This window comes from Mesorhizobium sp. M7A.F.Ca.US.008.03.1.1 (assembly GCF_003997495.1).
GTDB lineage: Bacteria > Pseudomonadota > Alphaproteobacteria > Rhizobiales > Rhizobiaceae > Mesorhizobium.
Genome location: NZ_RZRU01000009.1, coordinates 17,855 through 34,702 on the forward strand (window position 1 = coordinate 17,855; position 16,848 = coordinate 34,702).

A 16,848-nucleotide genomic window follows, 5' to 3' on the forward strand; every position below is an offset into this window, starting at 1 on the left:
TGGAAAAGGCGCTGAGAGATGCTCGAAGTTTCGAATGCCACACTACACTACGGCGCCGCCCAGGCGCTGCGCGGCGTGTCGCTGAAAGCGGGCGCCGGCAAGATCACTTGCGTGCTCGGCCGCAACGGCGTCGGCAAGACCAGTTTGATGAGATCGATCGTCGGCCATCACCGGCTGACGAGCGGAAGCGTTGCCTTCGAGGGGAAGGCGCTCGACCGGAGCGCGGCGTATGACCGCGCCCGGTCGGGCATCGCATTCGTGCCGCAGGGCAGGGAGGTCTTTCCGCTGCTCACCGTGCGGGAGAACCTGGAATCAGGCTTTGCGCCGCTGAAACGGGCCGACCGCAACATTCCGGCGCATGTCTTCGAGCTGTTTCCGGTACTGAAACAGATGCTCGGCCGCCGTGGCGGCGACCTTTCCGGGGGGCAGCAGCAGCAGCTTGCCATCGGCAGGGCATTGGTGATGCGGCCGAAGCTGCTGGTGCTCGACGAGCCGACGGAAGGCATCCAGCCGTCGATCATCAAGGATATCGGCCGCGCCATCCGCTATCTGCGCGACCAGGCCGGCATCGCCGTGCTTTTGGTCGAACAATATCTCGATTTCTGCCGCGAGCTCGCCGACGAGGTCAACATCATGGACCGGGGTCTGATCGTCCATACCGGCCCGGCGGAAGATTTGGACCGTGCTGATGTCAGGAAGTTCCTGACGGTCTAGAATCGTCGTTGGACTTCAGTTGACGGTCCGAAATCCTTGGCAAGTCTAATATTTTTCCGATCCAGCCCTCTGCGTCACTGGCGCACCATGGGCTGCGTGCTAGTCTTTCCCATGGCTTTTGTGAGTCGGCCGCTTCCGTATCAGTCTGGTTATCGCAGATCGAGGGCGCGGCTAGCACCGGGCAAGTTTCACGCAAGCAAAGCTTCCTAGCTTCCCTCCTGCGATCTCTGTCGTTCAAACGCGTTTGGGCACACAGGCTAAGGGACAGCCATGGAACGTTACGTCGAGGACTACCAGAAGCGGCGACTTACCGAACGTGTCGATATCATCGCCGCCATCAACATCTTGAGGTCACAGGGCTGCGAATACGACGACCTGATCGAGGAAATCACGAAGGTTTTCTACGTCGATCTCGATGCCTTCAATGAAATCGTCATGGCGGCGTAGACGCTGCTTCGATCGCAATCAGTTCGTGCGACAGACGCGGCGAACAGATGGTCGCTCTGCGGCGGCTCAACCATCCGCCCAGAGCTCCAACATACCGTGATGCCTCCATCTAGTTGTCCTGCCGGCGCATCTCAATTTGGTAGGTCAGCCAGCGACAGAACATTCCGATGATGGATAGTGCCGCGCCGCCAATCAAACAGGCGATGAGAACAGGGCTTTTTGAGGCACTCGACCAGCTCACGATGGCGAGCAGGGCTACACTTCCGGTCGAGATCGAATAACCGATCCCCTTCAGAAGGTGCAGAGAAGCGTTTGTCATGCACGGGTTCTCCCGAAAGGTTTTATCCTTCGGAACATTCTCCACGTTGTGAAGTTCCATCGCGGCCACCGGGCCGTGCGAATTGCGCCGGATGATTGGCAATAAGATATCAAGGCTGACCAGTCTAACCCGCGCGCCGGAATGCCGAGGCGGTGACACGGTTGCGGCCTCCGCGCTTGGCGTCATAGAGCGCCTTGTCGGCGGCGTTGAGCACCTTGTCGAAGCCGAGGCCTTCCTTGGTGCCGAAAGCAAATCCGGCACTGACCGTGCATATCAGCGAGCCTGTCTCGGTTTCGATGCGGTGCGCGGCGAAAGCGGCCCGTATGGCCTCGGCGGTGGCCTCCACCGTTTCGGGCAAGGTCCGCTTCAGCACCAGCGCGAACTCCTCGCCGCCCATGCGCGCGGCGACGTCGGCCGGGCGGAGATTGCCGGCGAGTTCCCGCCCGAACACCTTCAGCACCTCATCGCCGGGGCGTGGCCGAATTCGTCGTTGATGGCCTTGAAGTTGTCGAGATCGAAGACGACCACCGCCGTGAAGGCGCCGACCGGCGCATCGCCGTGCAGGTCGAACAGGGCGCGGCGGTTGAGCAGGCCGGTCAGCGGGTCGGTCAGGGCATTGTGGCGGTGATGCCGGGCCAGACGTCCCTGGTTCAGGGCCAGGGAAAGCGCCCCGATCCCGGTCATGCTGGCGATGACGATGATGAGGCTCAGTTCCTCGGCCCAGTTGCTTGGCGCATGTCCAAGGACCAGCATTCCATCCGAGGCTAGAACCATGGCGCAGAGAGCGAAGGATGCGGCCGTGGCAGAATAGAGCGCGGTGATGCCGATCGTCAGGGCAGGGGCTTCGTCGCGGCCTTTCCAGTATTCGACCGCCGTTGCGAACAGAAGCAAGGCGGCGAAGGCATTTTCGAATAGGAAGCCCAGCCCGTCATAGCCTAGAGCCATGGGAGGCAACGTCACGGCCAGCGAAATGGCGCTGCCAAGCACCGTTCGCGGCACTGGCGAGCCGCCGGTTCTGAACTGGTAGGCCGCGCCCAGCATTGTCGAGAAACCGAGCAGGAGGAAAGCCAGCGTGGCGATGCCCAGCAGGCGCCCGGGCATATCGATATAGGCGTCATAGACAAAAATATCGCCGACCACGAACACCAGGCTGATCGCCCATGTCAGCAGGAATTTCTCCGAGCGAGCGGTCAGCCACATGCCAAACAATGTCAGGCTCAGGCAGGCAGCGGAAAAACCGACAGCCAGCAGAAGTGAAGTGTAGTCGAGCGACATGCCCCTCGTCCTTGCCCGCGGAGGTCCAGATCTGCGACTGGTTTAGCTGGATTCATGCAGCAAGGAAGTATCGATATGGTTACGACGGTGGCGAAGATGCCATGATTCCGCTGCGTCAGTGCACCGGCAGATCCTGGTCCACTCGCTTCATCAGTGCCATGGCGCCGAACGGCGCGCGCACCTTGCCCTCGGTGATGAAGTAGACGAACACGTCGCGCGGCTTTACCGGCGCATCGGTGGCGGGGTCGGCGCGCCGCAGGTCGGCCGGCTGCTTGCCTTGCGCCCAGGTCTTTACCCGCGCGGCCCATTCGTCGAGGCCTTTCTGCGTGTAACAGTCGGGATTGTCATCGCTGCCGGTCTGCAGCCGAGCGTAGACGAAATCGGCGGTGATGTCGGCGATATCGGGATATTTGGCATGGTCGGCGTAAACGATCGCGGCCTTGTATTTTCGGGCAAGTGCCGCGAATTCCGGCACGATAAAACTGTCGTTGCGGACTTCGAGCGCATGGCGCAGCGCAACGCCGTCCTGCCTTTCCGGCAGCAGTTTCAGGAAGGCTTCGAAATCGTCCGGATCGAATTTCTTGGTCGGCGCGAACTGCCACAGGATCGGCCCGAGCTTTTCGCCGAGCGCCGCCACGCCGGAGCCGAGGAAGCGCGTCATCGATTCGCCGGCCTCGCCCAGCACGCGCCGGTTGGTGACGAAGCGGTTGCCCTTGAGCGCATAGACAAAGCCGTCCGGCGCCTCGCTGGCCCATTTGACGAAGGTCGGCTCCTTGAAGCTCGAATAGTAAGTGCCGTTGACCTCGATGCTCGGCACCTGGCGAGTGGCGTAGTTCAGTTGCTTGGCCTTGGAAAGCTTGTCGGGATAGAAGGACGTATCCCAGGGCTCGAACGTCCAGCCGCCCATGCCGGCGCGGATTGTTCCCGATGTGCTCATTGTCATCCTCCAAGTGCTGAAAAAGATCAGGCCACGGTGATCTCATCGACGGTTTTGGCCATGTCGACGAGCACCCATCCTGCCCGGTAGGGATTGGGCCTGCGACCCGTTTCATGGAAACCGTAGGACAGATAGAGCGCGATGTTCCGCTCCATCCTGGCGTTGGTGTAAAGCTGCACCTCGGACAAACCCCACAGGCGCGTCTGCTCGTCCGCATGTTTGAGGAGTGCGATGCCGAAGCCTTTGCCCTGAAAGTCGGGGGAGACCGCGATGGAGAAGATCATCGCGTGATCGTCGTGCCGTTCCAGTGTGAGCACTCCGGCAATTTCGCTGCCGCTCTCCAACACCCACACCTCGCCGCCCTCAATGCGCGGCGCATAGTCCTCGGTGACCGGGATCGGCGGTGCGCCTAACTGTGCGGTGTAAGGCGCATAGGCCGCTTGCGTCAGCGAGACGACAGTTTGGAGATTACCGGCAAGCGCTTTTCTGATTGTCATTCAAAAGCTCCAGGCACCAACCGGTCCGATCATCACTCCGCCGCTTCGCGCTTGCCTCCCGGGCGCCGTTCCAGCAGTTCCTTGAGGAACTGGCCGGTGTAGCTGCGCTTCTCTCGCACGATCGCTTCCGGCGTGCCGGAGGCGACCAGCTCGCCGCCGCCGTCGCCGCCTTCGGGGCCGAGGTCGAGCACCCAGTCGGCGGTCTTGATGACCTCGAGATTGTGCTCGATGACGACCACCGTGTTGCCCTGGTCGACCAGTTCATGCAGCACTTCCAAAAGCTTGGCGACGTCGTGGAAATGCAGGCCGGTGGTCGGCTCGTCGAGGATGTAGAGCGTCTTGCCGGTCGCCTTGCGCGACAGTTCCTTGGCGAGCTTGATGCGCTGCGCCTCGCCGCCCGACAGCGTCGTCGCCTGCTGGCCGATGTGGATGTAGCCGAGGCCGACCTGCTTCAGCGTTTCGAGCTTGTCGCGCACGCCGGGCACGGCGGCGAAGAAGTCGACGCCTTCCTCGACCGTCATGTCGAGCACGTCGGCGATCGACTTGCCCTTGAACACGACGTCGAGCGTCTCTCTGTTATAGCGCTTGCCGTGGCAGACGTCGCAGGTGACGTAGACGTCGGGCAGGAAGTGCATCTCGATCTTGATGACGCCGTCACCCTGGCAGGCCTCGCAGCGGCCGCCCTTGACGTTGAAGGAGAAGCGTCCCGGCTGGTAGCCGCGCGCCTTGGCTTCGGGCAGGCCGGCGAACCAGTCCCGGATCGGCGTGAAGGCGCCGGTATAAGTGGCGGGATTCGAACGCGGCGTGCGGCCGATCGGCGACTGGTCGATGTCGATGACCTTGTCGAGGAATTCGAGGCCCTCGATGCGGTCGTGATCGGCCGGATGTTCGCGCGAGCCCATGACGCGGCGCGACGCCGCCTTGAACAGCGTCTCGATCAGGAAGGTCGACTTGCCGCCGCCCGACACGCCGGTCACGGCGGTGAAGGTGCCGAGCGGGATTTCGGCGGTGACGTTCTTCAGATTGTTGCCACGCGCGCCGACGATCTTGAGGCGCCGGTTCTTCTTCGCTTCACGGCGCACGCCGGGCGTCGCCACCTCGAGTGCGCCCGACAGATACTTGCCGGTGATCGAATTGGGGTTGGCCATGACCTGCTGCGGCGTGCCCTGGGCGATGATCTCACCGCCATGGATGCCGGCGGCAGGACCCATGTCGACGACATAGTCGGCATGCAGAATGGCGTCCTCGTCATGCTCGACGACGATCACCGTGTTGCCAATGTCGCGCAGGTGCTTGAGCGTGTCGAGCAAGCGGGCATTGTCGCGCTGGTGCAGGCCGATCGACGGTTCGTCCAGCACATAGAGCACGCCGGTGAGGCCGGAGCCGATCTGCGAGGCCAGCCGGATGCGCTGGCTCTCGCCGCCCGACAGCGTGCCGGAATTGCGCGACAGCGTCAGATAGTCGAGCCCGACATCGTTGAGGAAGCGCAGCCGTTCGCGGATTTCCTTGAGCACGCGCACCGCGATCTCGTTCTGCTTGTCGTTGAGCGACGCGGGCAGATCGGTGAACCACTGGTCGGCCTTGCGGATGGAAAGCTCGGTGACTTCGCCGATGTGCTTGCCGGCAATCTTGACGGCCAGCGACTCCGGCTTCAGCCGATAGCCCTTGCAGACCGGGCAAGGCGTCGCCGACATGAAGCGCTCGATCTCCTCGCGCATCCAGGCGGATTCAGTCTCTTTCCAGCGCCGCTCGAGATTGGGGATGACGCCTTCGAAGGTTTTCGTCGTCTTGTAGGAGCGCAGGCCGTCATCATACTGGAAGGTGATCTCGCGCTCGCCGGTGCCGCGCAGGACGGCCTCCTTGGCCTCTTCGGACAAATCCTTGAACTTGTCGCCGAGCTTGAAGCCATAGGCCTTGCCCAGCGCTTCAAGCGTCTGCGCGTAATAGGGTGAGGTCGACTTCGCCCACGGGCTGACGGCTCCGTCGCGCAGCGAGACGTTTTCGTCCGGCACGATCAGATTGCCGTCGATAGCGCGCTGGCTGCCGAGGCCGTCGCAGGTCGGGCAGGCGCCGAACGGATTGTTGAACGAGAACAGGCGCGGTTCGATTTCCGGAATGGTGAATCCGGAGACCGGGCAGGCGAACTTTTCCGAGAACAGGATGCGCTCATGCGTCTCGTTCTTCGACTTGTTGACCGAATCCTCGCCGGTCTGGCTGGAATCCAGCGGCTTGTCGGCGAATTCGGCCACGGCAAGCCCATCGGCCAGCTTCAGCGCCGTTTCGATGGAATCGGCAAGCCGCGTCGCCAGATCGCCGCGCACGACGATGCGGTCGACGACGACATCGAGGTCATGCTTGTACTTCTTGTCCAGCGCCGGCACGTCGGCGATCTCATAGAAGACGCCGTCGACCTTGACGCGCTGAAAGCCCTTCTTCTGCAACTCCAGCAATTCCTTGCGGTACTCGCCTTTGCGGCCGCGCACCATCGGCGCCAGGATGAACAGGCGCGTGCCTTCCTCGACCGCCAGCACGCGGTCGACCATCTGCGAAACCGTCTGGCTCTCGATCGGCAGGCCGGTGGCCGGCGAATAGGGGATGCCGACGCGCGCAAAAAGCAGGCGCATATAGTCGTAGATCTCGGTGACGGTGCCGACCGTCGAACGCGGGTTCTTCGAGGTGGTCTTCTGCTCGATGGAAATGGCGGGCGACAGGCCGTCGATCTGGTCGACGTCAGGCTTCTGCATCATTTCGAGGAATTGCCGCGCGTAGGCCGACAGGCTTTCGACGTAGCGGCGCTGGCCCTCGGCATAGATCGTGTCGAAGGCAAGCGACGACTTGCCGGACCCCGACAGGCCGGTCATGACGATCAGGCTGTCACGCGGCAGGTCGAGATCGACATTCTTCAGATTGTGTTCGCGCGCCCCGCGAATGGAAAGATATTTATGGTCGGCCATAGCCGGTCGCCGCCTCAGAATCTGGAATTTCCTGGAATGGCGGGTTTTCCCGGCCATCCCTTATGTAGGTAGTTTTGCCGCCACGTCGAGAGACGCCACAATTCCCGACAAAAGCGTTTAAGCGTCTTTCACGTGGCCGGGCAAGCGGAAAGAACAAAGGCTGAACACGCTCCTGACAAAGCTATGCAGAAACTGACTTGTACGTAACCTCCCCGCGATCACGTTTTTCGGTAACCGGCTATTGATGGTTGACGCGACGGACTCACGGGCGCAGTCTCCAGCAGTCAACGAAGCCGGCCGTCTTTCGATGGCCTCGCCGCCCAGAGGCGGCCTGCGAGACGCCGCAGGCATTCGCGATGTGTGCTTCGAGTTGACAACAATCGCAACGGACAGAGGAGCGGAGCTATGACGCCACCGGATCGTCCCCTAGGGTTCCAGTTGTCACTGGAGCCGAGGCAGGCATAAGTGCCAGGGTTCAGCGTTTTCGCCAGCCGGCAAACCGTGACCTGCCATCTTCCGTAAAAATCAGAGACTGCTAGTCGGATCGTCGGCTGAATGCCGCGGTGCATCCGAAATCAAACGCCGGCAGTACACTCCCGGCAAAATTGGATTTGAGATCCAAAAAGGCCCCGTCCGTTTGCCCCAAGGCACGGCGGGGCCGTTTTCATGTGCGGATTGTTGTTGACGATAGGCGCAACGCAGCAAGCGCCGGCACGCACTGTCAGTGGCGCGGCGGCCCGATCGAGCCGGCGCCGACATCGACGGTGATGCTGCCGGAAATCCTGACATCCGTATCGCCGATCTTGAATGTGCCGTTCTCGCCGGCTGGCAGCGCATCATCCGGCTCGGGAGCCGGCTTGGCGATGCGGTAGTCGCCGGTCACGCCGGGCAGGGCGCCTTTCTGCGCCGGCGAACTGTCCTCGGCGAGCGCCACGCCGCTCACGAGGCCGGCAAAAGCGAGCGCAGCAACGGCGATGACGCGGTGCAATGATCTGGACGAATGAGTGTCGGTCATCCCAGGACTATAGTGGCGCGCCCCCGATGGAACCAGACCGGCATCGTCAAATCTTCGACAGCCGGCCGGACTCCGATCCGGCTCTGGCTTACGCGGCCTTTTTTCGCGTATCGAAAACATGGTCGACGATGCCCCATGCCTGGGCCTCGCGGGCGGTCATGAAGTGGTCGCGGTCCAACGTTCGCTCGACCTCTTCATAGCTGCGGCCGCAATGCTGCGCGTAGAGTTCGGCCATGTGCTGTTTCGTCCTGCCGATGCGCTCGGCATGTCGCTGGATGTCGGAGGCCTGGCCCTGGAACCCGCCCAGCGGCTGATGCAGCAGGATGGTGGCGTTCGGCAGGGAAATCCGGCGACCCGGTGTGCCTGCCATCAGCAGGAACGAGCCCATCGATGCGGCAAAGCCCATGCATACGGTCGACACCGGGCAGCTGATATATTGCATCGTGTCGTAGATGGCGAAGCCGCTGGTGACCACGCCGCCCGGCGAGTTGATGTAGAGCGAGATCTCCTTGTCGGGATTGTCCGATTCCAGCGACAGCAGCTGCGCGCAGACCAGCGCCGAGATGTCGTCGTTGATCTCCCCGTTGATGAAGACGATGCGCTCGCGCAGCAGCCGCGAAAAGATGTCGAAGGCGCGTTCGCCGCGGCTCGATTGCTCGATGACCATCGGCACCAGACTGGCAACACCGCTCATTTCTCTTCTCCGATTTTCGTATTATGCCGCGCGCAGCAGGCGCGGTGCGTTCGCGGCGATGGGCTTTCCAATTGCGCGCAAACCGAGCGAAAGCCGGCAGCCGGCGCCTGCCATGGCGATGGCAGGCATGGCCTTGCGGGCAAAGCCGTCATGGACGACACGCAGATGCGTGCCGCCGGAAACGGTTCGGGCGAGTGTGAAGGTGACGGTACTGTCGAGCGGATCCTGCCTGGCTGCGTCGCCCGGCTGCTCCCGCCAGGAATAGCGCAGCAGCTTCTCGGGTTCGGCGTCGAGAATTTCGCATTCGATCGGCGCGCCCGTCCCTGCGAAGGCAAAACGGTTGCCGATTTCGGGTCTCATGTCGTTCGGCATCATCCATGCGGCGAGCAATTCCGGTACGGTCAGGGCCCGCCAGACCTTTTCCGGCGGTTCAGCAAGGTCGTACTCGAACTCGAGCGCATCCGCGGCGTCGCTTTGGCCTTCGTTGGTCGTTGATCCCGCCTTCTTCATTGATCGATGTCCTTCAAAACCGCCTTCAGCCTTTCAATGCGTTCCGGCCAGAAGGTCCGGTAGCGTTCGATCCAGGAGAGCAAGGGGACGAGCCCCTGCGGATCGGCGCGGTAATAGGCGTTGCGGCCGGCTCGCCGCTCGACCACCAGCCCGGCGCCACGCAGCACCGCCAGATGCTGCGACACCGCAGGCTGCGACACCGTCATACCGGTGCGCAATTCCGACACGCTCATCTCGCCGGCGGCGAGCCGCTCAAAGACGGCGCGGCGCGTCGGGTCGGCCAGTGCGCGAAAAATCTCTGCTTCGATCATGCCGAAAGCATAAGTGCATACTTATTGATTTGGCAAGCGGTCTTTTCAAACCCATATGATTAGCTTCAGCGTTGCTGCCATTCCTTGACAATAAGCAGCGATGCAGATAAGAACAAAAAGGGAACAAAAACCTTGTGGGTAAAGGCAGCCATGGCAAGCGGCGATCGCCTGCAGCCTGTAAGGTGCTGCGACAAAAATTTGTTTCGGATGAGCGCGGAGAAATATCATGGCGGGTAGCGTCAACAAGGTCATTCTGGTCGGCAATCTCGGCGCGGATCCCGAAATCCGTCGCCTGAATTCGGGCGAGCCGGTCGTCAACATCCGCATCGCCACATCGGAAAGCTGGCGCGACAAGAATTCCGGCGAACGCAAGGAAAAAACCGAGTGGCACAACGTCGTCATTTTCAATGAGGGCATCGCCAAGGTCGCCGAGCAATATCTGAAGAAGGGTATGAAGGTCTATGTCGAGGGTCAGTTGCAGACGCGCAAGTGGCAGGACCAGACCGGCGCCGACAAGTACACGACGGAAGTCGTGCTGCAGAAATTCCGCGGCGAGCTGCAGATGCTCGACGCGCGCGGCCAAGGCGAAGGCGGCCAGGTCGGCGGTTATTCCGGCGGCAGCAGCCGGGGATCCGATTTCGGCCAGTCCAGCCCGAGCGAAGGCTTAAATCGCGGTGGTGGCGGCAACGCGCCAAGGGGCGGCGGTGGCGGCGGCTCGTCGCGCGAACTGGACGATGAAATCCCGTTCTGATCGCAACAGCAGATGTTATTTTTGGCTTAAGTCAAACATTGCGCCCCGAGAGTCCCTCATGGACTTTCGGGGTTTTGCATTGTCGAATTGAACGCTGACTTGGCGATCAACGAAATATGGCGAAGGACGAGTTCGATGAAAGCACGCGTAAAATGGGTCGAGGAACGGACCTTCATCGGCGAGTCCGGCAGCGGCCACAAGGTCGTGCTCGGAACCGCGCCCGGACCGGAAGGCAGGACGCCGGGACCGAGCCCGATGGAGCTGGTGCTGATCGGCACCGGCGGCTGTTCGGCCTATGATGTCGTGCATATCCTCGAAAAGGGCCGCGAGGCGATCGAGGACTGCGTCGTCGAACTCGACTCCGACCGGGCCGAAACCGAGCCAAAGGTGTTCACCCGCATCCATATGCATTTCGTCGTCAAGGGCAGGGCGCTCTCCAGCGACAAGGTGAAACGCGCGATCGACCTTTCGATCGAAAAATATTGCTCGGCCTCCGCGATGCTTGCCAAGACCGCCACGATTACCCACGATTTCGAGGTCATCGACACGACGGCGAAATAGAACCGGCTTCGGGATTCTCGCCACGTCAGCCTGTCAGCCCGCTATCAGCGCCTTGATGCCGTCGGCGACGAATTGCACGGCCAGTGCCGCCAGGATGACGCCGAGCAGACGGGTCAGGATCGAGCGGCCGGTCTGGCCGAGGAAGCGGTCTATGCGTTCCGACAGCACGAACACCAGATAGGTGATGGCGAGGCAGACGAAGATGATGCCGACCAGTGCCGCCTGCGCGGCAAAGCCTTGAAACGAGCCGGAAAGCAGTACTGTTGCCGAAATGGCACCGGGGCCGGCGATCAGCGGGATCGCCAGCGGGAAGGCGGCGATGTTGTGGATCATGTCCTTGGTGATGGCGACGTCGCCGATCTTTTCCTTGCGGTCCTGCCGGCGCTCAAACACCATTTCGAAGGCGATGAAGAACAGCAGGAAGCCGCCGGCGACGCGGAAAGCCGGCAGCGTGATGCCGAACACCGACAGGATCGAGGCGCCTGCCACCGCAAACAGCGCCATCACCAGGAAGCCGATGATCGAGGCGCGGACGGAAACCTGCTGGCGCTCCTCGCGGTTCATGCCGCGTGTGACGGCGAGGAACAGCGGCGCCAGGCCGGGCGGATCGATGGTCACGAGAATGGTGACGAAGGCATTGAACAGGCTGTCGAAACTCGGCATCTCTGACCCTCCCGCCGGGCCGTGCCCGTACCAGGATAATTGGTAGAGCAAAGCCCGTTCGGTGGGAACTGTTCGTGAGAGCGAAACCGGGTTTAGCCGGGAGCGCTGCAATAGGCCTCGATGCGATAGCCGTCCGGATCGATGACAAAGGCGGCATAGTAGTTATCGCCATAGTCGGCGCGCAGACCCGGCGCGCCGTTGTCACTACCGCCTTCACGCAGGGCGCCGGCGTGGAAGGCGTCGACGCTGCCCCGCGTTGGCGCGGCGAAGCAGAAATGCAGGCCGGATTTGTCGTCGGCCGGCACAGGCCGCGCCGCGTCGTTCACCCATAACGCGACGCTCTGGGCTCCATAGCCCAACGAGCCCGGCGACTGGCTGAGACAGCTGTAGCCAAGCGACTGCAGCGCCGCATCGTAGAAGCGCTTGGATGCGGCGGCGTCGCGGACCCCGATCGAGATGTGATCAAACATGGTTTTCTCCATTGTTACAAGAGTTTGGGGTGTCATCTTGCAGATTGACGGCGCGCCAGGAACTCGACTTCGAGGTGCCAGTCCGCGCCGTCGTGCGAGCGCTCGCCCAGCCATCGGAAGGAGTTTTCGGTGATACGGGAAAAACTCCAGCGCACCGATGAACCGGTGCCGTCGGCGCCCACTTGCACGATCGTGCCACCCTCGGCACGGCCGAGCTGGCGGCTAAAGTACTGGTTGCGCGGATCGCTCCAGAAGATGTGCCAGGCGTCCTGGCCGGGATCATAGACACGCAGCGTCGTGCCGTAGAACGTCCAGGCGCCGAGCGAAGGCTGGGAGCCAGTGTCCCGCGCGGGCAGGATCCAGACGTCCTGGATCGCCCGGCCTTCCAGCACCCAGCCGAAATGCACCTCGCCACGCCCTGTCAGGACCGTACCGTCCTCGAGATGGCGCGAGGCGTCGAACGCCCAGGCGCCGACGAAGCGGCCGTAAAGGCTCAGCTTTTCAGCAAGCCCCTCTGGTGGTCCGGCGCTGTGCAGGGCTTCGGCAAACGAAGATTGATCGAACATGGTTGTGGCCTCTTCTTGTCAGGAGACTGGGAGGGAGTAGGCGGTGATGGGGTTCTGGGCTTGGGAAAAATTGCTATATTCGGGTCATGACAGCGACCACGCATAGGCTCGCATACGGACCCGGCTGGCATGTGACGGATGTGATCTGCACGGCTGGTGCCGGCGATCGGCCGTTCGAGGAAGCGCATCAGGATTTCTGTGTGGCCGCCGTCACCAGCGGCACGTTCCGCTACCGCGCCCAACAAGGCACGGCGATGCTGGCGCCCGGCGCGCTCCTGCTTGGCAATCCCGGCACATGTTACGAATGCGGGCACGAGCATGGTAGCGGCGACCGTTGCCTCTCGTTCCACTTCAGGCCGTCCTACATGGAACGGATCGCGGCTGGCGTGCCGGGCGCCAGGAAGCTGGCTTTCGAGGCGGCGCGCCTGCCGCCTTTGCCGGTCCTGGCGCCACTGCTGGCCGAGGCGGAGACCGCGCGCGAGATGGCCGACATCGACGCCTTCGAGGAACTCTCCCAGCGCATGGCCGGTGCTGCCGTCGCTACAGCCTCTGGCGCTACGCATGTCAGGCGCGCACCAAGCCGCCGCGATCAGAAGCGGGTGGCCGAGGCCGTGCGGCGGATCGAACTCGATGCCGACGGGACGGTCTCGCTTTCAGCGCTTGCCGATGACACGGCGACCAGCCCGTATCATTTCCTGCGCATCTTCCGGCAGGTAGCGGGCATGACGCCCTACCAATTCCTGCTCAAGACGCGATTGCACAGGGCCGCGGTGCGGCTGCGCATGTCGAACGATGCGGTTTCGGCGATCGCCTTCGACGCCGGCTTCAACGATCTGTCGACCTTCAATCGTCGTTTTCGACGGATCATGGGCGAGACGCCGGGCCACTATCGCAGCCGCCGTGGCGCATAGCCCGTTTCTGCTTCGTGAATCGGCCCCGTGCCCGCAAAAGGCAGACACGCAGGCTTTTGCGTCGGGGCGGCGAAAACCGCCTTGGCCATATCGTCGCAATCGGTGGTATCCATTTGAAATTACCATCAAAAATGACACTGGAAAACTGCCGTGAAGGTTGGAGTTTCTGGCTTGCTTCCTATATAAGCACCAAGTGATTCCTGATTAGATTGTGATCCGATTTGACCGACCAGAAGACACCGCGCGGCGCCGACGGCGGCCCCACCGGCATCGAGCCGATATCCATCGTCGAGGAGATGCAGCGCTCCTATCTCGATTACGCCATGAGCGTGATCGTCAGCCGTGCGCTGCCCGACGTGCGCGACGGCCTGAAGCCAGTGCATCGCCGCATTCTCTTCGCCGCCCATGAGAGCGGCTACCACTGGAACCGCAAATACGTGAAGTCGGCGCGTCCTGTCGCCGACGTGATGGGTAAATACCATCCGCATGGCGACGCCTCCATCTATGACGCCTTGGTACGCATGGCACAGGACTGGTCGCTGCGCGTTCCGTTGATCGACGGGCAGGGCAATTTTGGCTCCATCGACGGCGATCCGCCGGCGGCGATGCGCTACACCGAAGCGCGGCTGACCAAGGTCGCTCACGAGCTTTTGGAGGATATCGATAAGGACACTGTCGATTTCCAGGACACGTACGATGCGTCGGGCAGCGAACCGAAGGTTCTGCCGGCACGGTTTCCCAACCTTCTGGTCAACGGTTCGGGCGGCATCGCCGTCGGCATGGCGACCAACATCCCGCCACACAATCTCAGCGAAATCTGCAACGGCGCCATCGCCCTCATCGACAATCCCGCGATCGACCTGCCGGCGTTGATGGAGATCATTCCGGGACCGGATTTCCCGACCGGCGGCATCGTGCTTGGCCGTTCGGGCATCTACAACGCCTATTCGACCGGCCGCGGCTCCATCGTCATGCGCGGCAAGGTCAACATCGAACAGCGCGGCAACGACCGCGAGTCCATCATCATCACCGAAGTTCCCTACCAGGTGAACAAGTCGTCGATGATCGAGAAGATGGCTGAACTGGTACGCGACAAGCGCATCGAGGGCATTTCCGATATCCGCGACGAGAGCGACCGCCAAGGCTACCGCGTCGTCATCGAATTGAAGCGCGACGCCGTTGCCGACGTCATCCTCAACCAGCTCTACCGTTTCACGCCGCTGCAGACCTCTTTCGGCGCCAATATGGTGGCACTGAATGGCGGCAAGCCGGAAGTGATGAACCTGACCGATATGCTGAAGGCGTTCGTCGCCTTCCGCGAGGAGGTGATCACAAGGCGGACCAAATTCCTGCTGCGCAAGGCTCGCGATCGCGCCCATGTGCTGGTCGGTCTCGCCATCGCCGTCGCCAACATCGACGAGATCATCAAGCTGATCCGCACCGCGCCGGATCCGCAGACGGCACGTGAGCAGTTGATGGAGCGGCGCTGGCCCTCCGGCGACGTGGAATCTCTGATCCTCCTGATCGATGATCCGCGCCACCGGATCAACGAGGACGGCACCTACAATCTGTCCGAGGAACAGGCGCGCGCCATCCTCGAGCTGCGCCTGCAGCGCCTCACCGCGCTCGGCCGCGATGAGATCGCCGACGAGTTGAACACGATCGGCGCCGAAATCATCGATTATCTGGACATTTTGTCGTCCCGCGCGCGCGTCCAGCAGATCGTCAAGGACGAGCTTGCCGCTGTGCGCGACGAGTTTGGCACGCTGCGCCGCACCGAACTCTCGGAAGGCGGTTCGGACATGGAAGACGAGGATCTGATCCAGCGCGAAGACATGGTCGTGACGGTGAGCCATTCCGGCTACATCAAGCGCGTGCCGCTGTCGCTCTACCGGGCGCAGCGCCGCGGCGGCAAGGGCCGCTCCGGCATGTCGACCAAGGAAGAGGATTTCGTCACCCGGCTGTTCGTGGCCAACACGCATACGCCGGTGCTGTTCTTCTCCTCGCGCGGCATCGTCTACAAGGAAAAGGTCTGGCGGCTGCCGATCGGCAATCCGCAGTCACGCGGCAAGGCGCTGATCAACATGCTGCCGCTGGAGCAGGGCGAGCGCATCACCACCATCATGCCGCTGCCGGAGGACGAGGCCAGCTGGGGCGAACTCTACGTTATGTTTGCCACCACGCGCGGCACCGTGCGCCGCAACGATCTATCCGACTTCGTCCAGGTCAACCGCAACGGCAAGATCGCCATGAAGCTGGAGGAAGAAGGCGACGAGATCCTCGGCGTCGAGACCTGCACCGACAAGGACGACGTGCTGCTGACCGCCAGTTCCGGCCAGTGCATACGGTTCTCCGTCGGCGACGTGCGCGTCTTCCAGAGCCGCAATTCGGTCGGTGTGCGCGGCATAACCATGGCCGAGACCGACCGCATCATCTCGATGTCGGTGATCGAGCATGTCGATGCTTCGCCGGCGGAACGCGCCGCGTACCTGAAGCGCGCGGCGGCGGAGCGGCGTCTGGCCACAGAAACGGCCGGCGAAGAGGAAGAGATCGCGCTGACCAATGAGGAGATCGGCGAGGAGACGGAGCTTTCCGACAGCCGATACGAAGAGCTCAAGGCGCACGAACAGTATGTGCTGACGGTGACCGAATTCGGCTACGGCAAGCGTTCGTCGTCCTATGATTTCCGGCTGACCGGACGCGGCGGCAAAGGCATCCGGGCCACCGATGTGTCGAAGGCTGCCGAGATTGGCAGGCTGGTGGCGACGTTCCCGGTCGGCAATGACGACCAGATCATGCTGGTGTCGGACGGCGGCACCGTCATCCGGGTTCCGGTCAATGGCATCCGTTTCGCCAGCCGCGCCACCAAGGGCGTGACCATCTTCAACACGGCTGAAGGCGAGAAGGTGGTTTCGGTCGAGCGGATCTCGGAACCGCAAGCGGACGAAGAAAGCGAAGAGACGTTCGAGGGCGGTGCCGATGCCGCTCCGGCGCCTGACGCCGGTCCGGAGGTTGCGGACTAACTCCGGAACCCGGGTTTCGACATAGCAACGCCGGCCAGTTGGCCGGCGCGGCAGCAAGTTCAGGCTTTATCAGTAGTGGCGATATGGCTTGCGCGGGCCGAAGCCTTCGAAGCGCTTGGTGTTTGCCTTGACGCGGATGCGTTGTGCCTCCTGATGCAGCCCAAATACGGTGGCGATCAGCATGGCGACGGTCATTGCGGTGGCGAGCATGTAGATCAGCATGTGCGTGT

The 16,848-nt window shown here is 62.3% G+C and carries 18 protein-coding genes and 1 pseudogene; 6 read left to right on the forward strand and 13 right to left on the reverse strand.

Going from position 1 to position 16,848, the window contains the following annotated elements; all coding sequences use genetic code 11:
- The first annotated feature begins 18 nt into the window (after positions 1 to 18).
- Together urtE and EOA16_RS14205 are read left to right on the forward strand one after the other, a co-directional pair.
- Positions 19 to 714 (forward strand): urea ABC transporter ATP-binding subunit UrtE, encoded by a 696-nt coding sequence (gene urtE, locus EOA16_RS14200; RefSeq protein ID WP_127258867.1) that lies wholly within the window; start codon positions 19 to 21, stop codon positions 712 to 714.
- 270 nt (positions 715 to 984) lie between these two features.
- Positions 985 to 1,161 carry a hypothetical protein gene (locus EOA16_RS14205; RefSeq protein ID WP_081294751.1) on the forward strand — a complete coding sequence of 59 codons (177 nt, stop codon included), beginning with the start codon at positions 985 to 987 and terminating at the stop codon, positions 1,159 to 1,161.
- A 109-nt stretch (positions 1,162 to 1,270) separates the two neighbouring features.
- On the opposite strand, the gene EOA16_RS14210 is transcribed toward EOA16_RS14205, so the two are convergent.
- From EOA16_RS14210 to EOA16_RS14250, 9 genes and pseudogenes are all read right to left on the reverse strand, one after another.
- A complete protein-coding gene (locus EOA16_RS14210) occupies positions 1,271 to 1,540 on the reverse strand; it encodes a hypothetical protein (protein WP_127258868.1) in 270 nt (89 codons plus the stop codon).
- 64 nt (positions 1,541 to 1,604) lie between these two features.
- Positions 1,605 to 2,755 (reverse strand): annotated as a pseudogene (locus tag EOA16_RS14215) (GGDEF domain-containing protein).
- 115 nt (positions 2,756 to 2,870) lie between these two features.
- The gene (locus tag EOA16_RS14220; RefSeq protein WP_127258871.1) at positions 2,871 to 3,692 is read right to left on the reverse strand and encodes a DUF72 domain-containing protein; all 822 of its coding nucleotides are present in this window, start codon (positions 3,690 to 3,692) and stop codon (positions 2,871 to 2,873) included.
- Between the two features lie 26 nt (positions 3,693 to 3,718).
- Positions 3,719 to 4,189, reverse strand: a complete 471-nt coding sequence (locus EOA16_RS14225; RefSeq protein WP_127258873.1) for a GNAT family N-acetyltransferase — start codon at positions 4,187 to 4,189, stop codon at positions 3,719 to 3,721.
- Positions 4,190 to 4,221: 32 nt separating this feature from the next.
- On the reverse strand, positions 4,222 to 7,143 hold the full coding sequence (uvrA, locus tag EOA16_RS14230) for an excinuclease ABC subunit UvrA (protein WP_127258875.1): 2,922 nt from the start codon (positions 7,141 to 7,143) through the stop codon (positions 4,222 to 4,224).
- A gap of 721 nt (positions 7,144 to 7,864) precedes the next feature.
- Entirely contained in the window at positions 7,865 to 8,158 is a 294-nt protein-coding gene (locus EOA16_RS14235) for a hypothetical protein (protein ID WP_127258876.1), read from the reverse strand.
- 88 nt (positions 8,159 to 8,246) lie between these two features.
- Entirely contained in the window at positions 8,247 to 8,852 is a 606-nt protein-coding gene (locus EOA16_RS14240) for an ATP-dependent Clp protease proteolytic subunit (RefSeq protein ID WP_127258878.1), read from the reverse strand.
- 21 nt (positions 8,853 to 8,873) lie between these two features.
- The gene (locus tag EOA16_RS14245) at positions 8,874 to 9,362 is read right to left on the reverse strand and encodes an SRPBCC domain-containing protein (protein ID WP_127258880.1); all 489 of its coding nucleotides are present in this window, start codon (positions 9,360 to 9,362) and stop codon (positions 8,874 to 8,876) included.
- On the reverse strand, positions 9,359 to 9,673 hold the full coding sequence (locus EOA16_RS14250) for a metalloregulator ArsR/SmtB family transcription factor (RefSeq protein ID WP_127258882.1): 315 nt from the start codon (positions 9,671 to 9,673) through the stop codon (positions 9,359 to 9,361). The genes EOA16_RS14245 and EOA16_RS14250 overlap by 4 nt, the downstream gene beginning before the upstream one ends.
- 226 nt (positions 9,674 to 9,899) lie before the next feature.
- Between EOA16_RS14250 and EOA16_RS14255 the strand changes: the two genes are divergently transcribed.
- Complete coding sequence (locus EOA16_RS14255; RefSeq protein WP_127258884.1) at positions 9,900 to 10,424, forward strand: single-stranded DNA-binding protein; 525 nt, start codon at positions 9,900 to 9,902, stop codon at positions 10,422 to 10,424.
- 135 nt (positions 10,425 to 10,559) lie between these two features.
- Positions 10,560 to 10,985, forward strand: a complete 426-nt coding sequence (locus tag EOA16_RS14260) for an OsmC family protein (protein WP_127258886.1) — start codon at positions 10,560 to 10,562, stop codon at positions 10,983 to 10,985.
- Positions 10,986 to 11,018: 33 nt separating this feature from the next.
- Here the strand turns inward: EOA16_RS14260 and EOA16_RS14265 are convergent, their stop codons facing one another.
- The 3 genes from EOA16_RS14265 to EOA16_RS14275 all read right to left on the reverse strand — a co-directional run bounded on the left by EOA16_RS14265 (position 11,019) and on the right by EOA16_RS14275 (position 12,684).
- Entirely contained in the window at positions 11,019 to 11,648 is a 630-nt protein-coding gene (locus tag EOA16_RS14265; RefSeq protein ID WP_127258888.1) for a MarC family protein, read from the reverse strand.
- 92 nt (positions 11,649 to 11,740) lie between these two features.
- Complete coding sequence (locus tag EOA16_RS14270) at positions 11,741 to 12,118, reverse strand: VOC family protein (protein WP_127258890.1); 378 nt, start codon at positions 12,116 to 12,118, stop codon at positions 11,741 to 11,743.
- Between the two features lie 32 nt (positions 12,119 to 12,150).
- On the reverse strand, positions 12,151 to 12,684 hold the full coding sequence (locus tag EOA16_RS14275) for a hypothetical protein (protein ID WP_127258892.1): 534 nt from the start codon (positions 12,682 to 12,684) through the stop codon (positions 12,151 to 12,153).
- Between the two features lie 86 nt (positions 12,685 to 12,770).
- On the opposite strand from EOA16_RS14275, the gene EOA16_RS14280 reads away from it, so the two are divergent.
- Together EOA16_RS14280 and gyrA are read left to right on the forward strand one after the other, a co-directional pair.
- Positions 12,771 to 13,595, forward strand: a complete 825-nt coding sequence (locus tag EOA16_RS14280; protein ID WP_127258894.1) for an AraC family transcriptional regulator — start codon at positions 12,771 to 12,773, stop codon at positions 13,593 to 13,595.
- Positions 13,596 to 13,816: 221 nt separating this feature from the next.
- The gene (gene gyrA, locus EOA16_RS14285; protein ID WP_127258895.1) at positions 13,817 to 16,618 is read left to right on the forward strand and encodes a DNA gyrase subunit A; all 2,802 of its coding nucleotides are present in this window, start codon (positions 13,817 to 13,819) and stop codon (positions 16,616 to 16,618) included.
- Between the two features lie 69 nt (positions 16,619 to 16,687).
- On the opposite strand, the gene EOA16_RS14290 is transcribed toward gyrA, so the two are convergent.
- Positions 16,688 to 16,840, reverse strand: a complete 153-nt coding sequence (locus tag EOA16_RS14290; RefSeq protein ID WP_081714296.1) for a hypothetical protein — start codon at positions 16,838 to 16,840, stop codon at positions 16,688 to 16,690.
- Positions 16,841 to 16,848 lie beyond the last annotated feature (8 nt).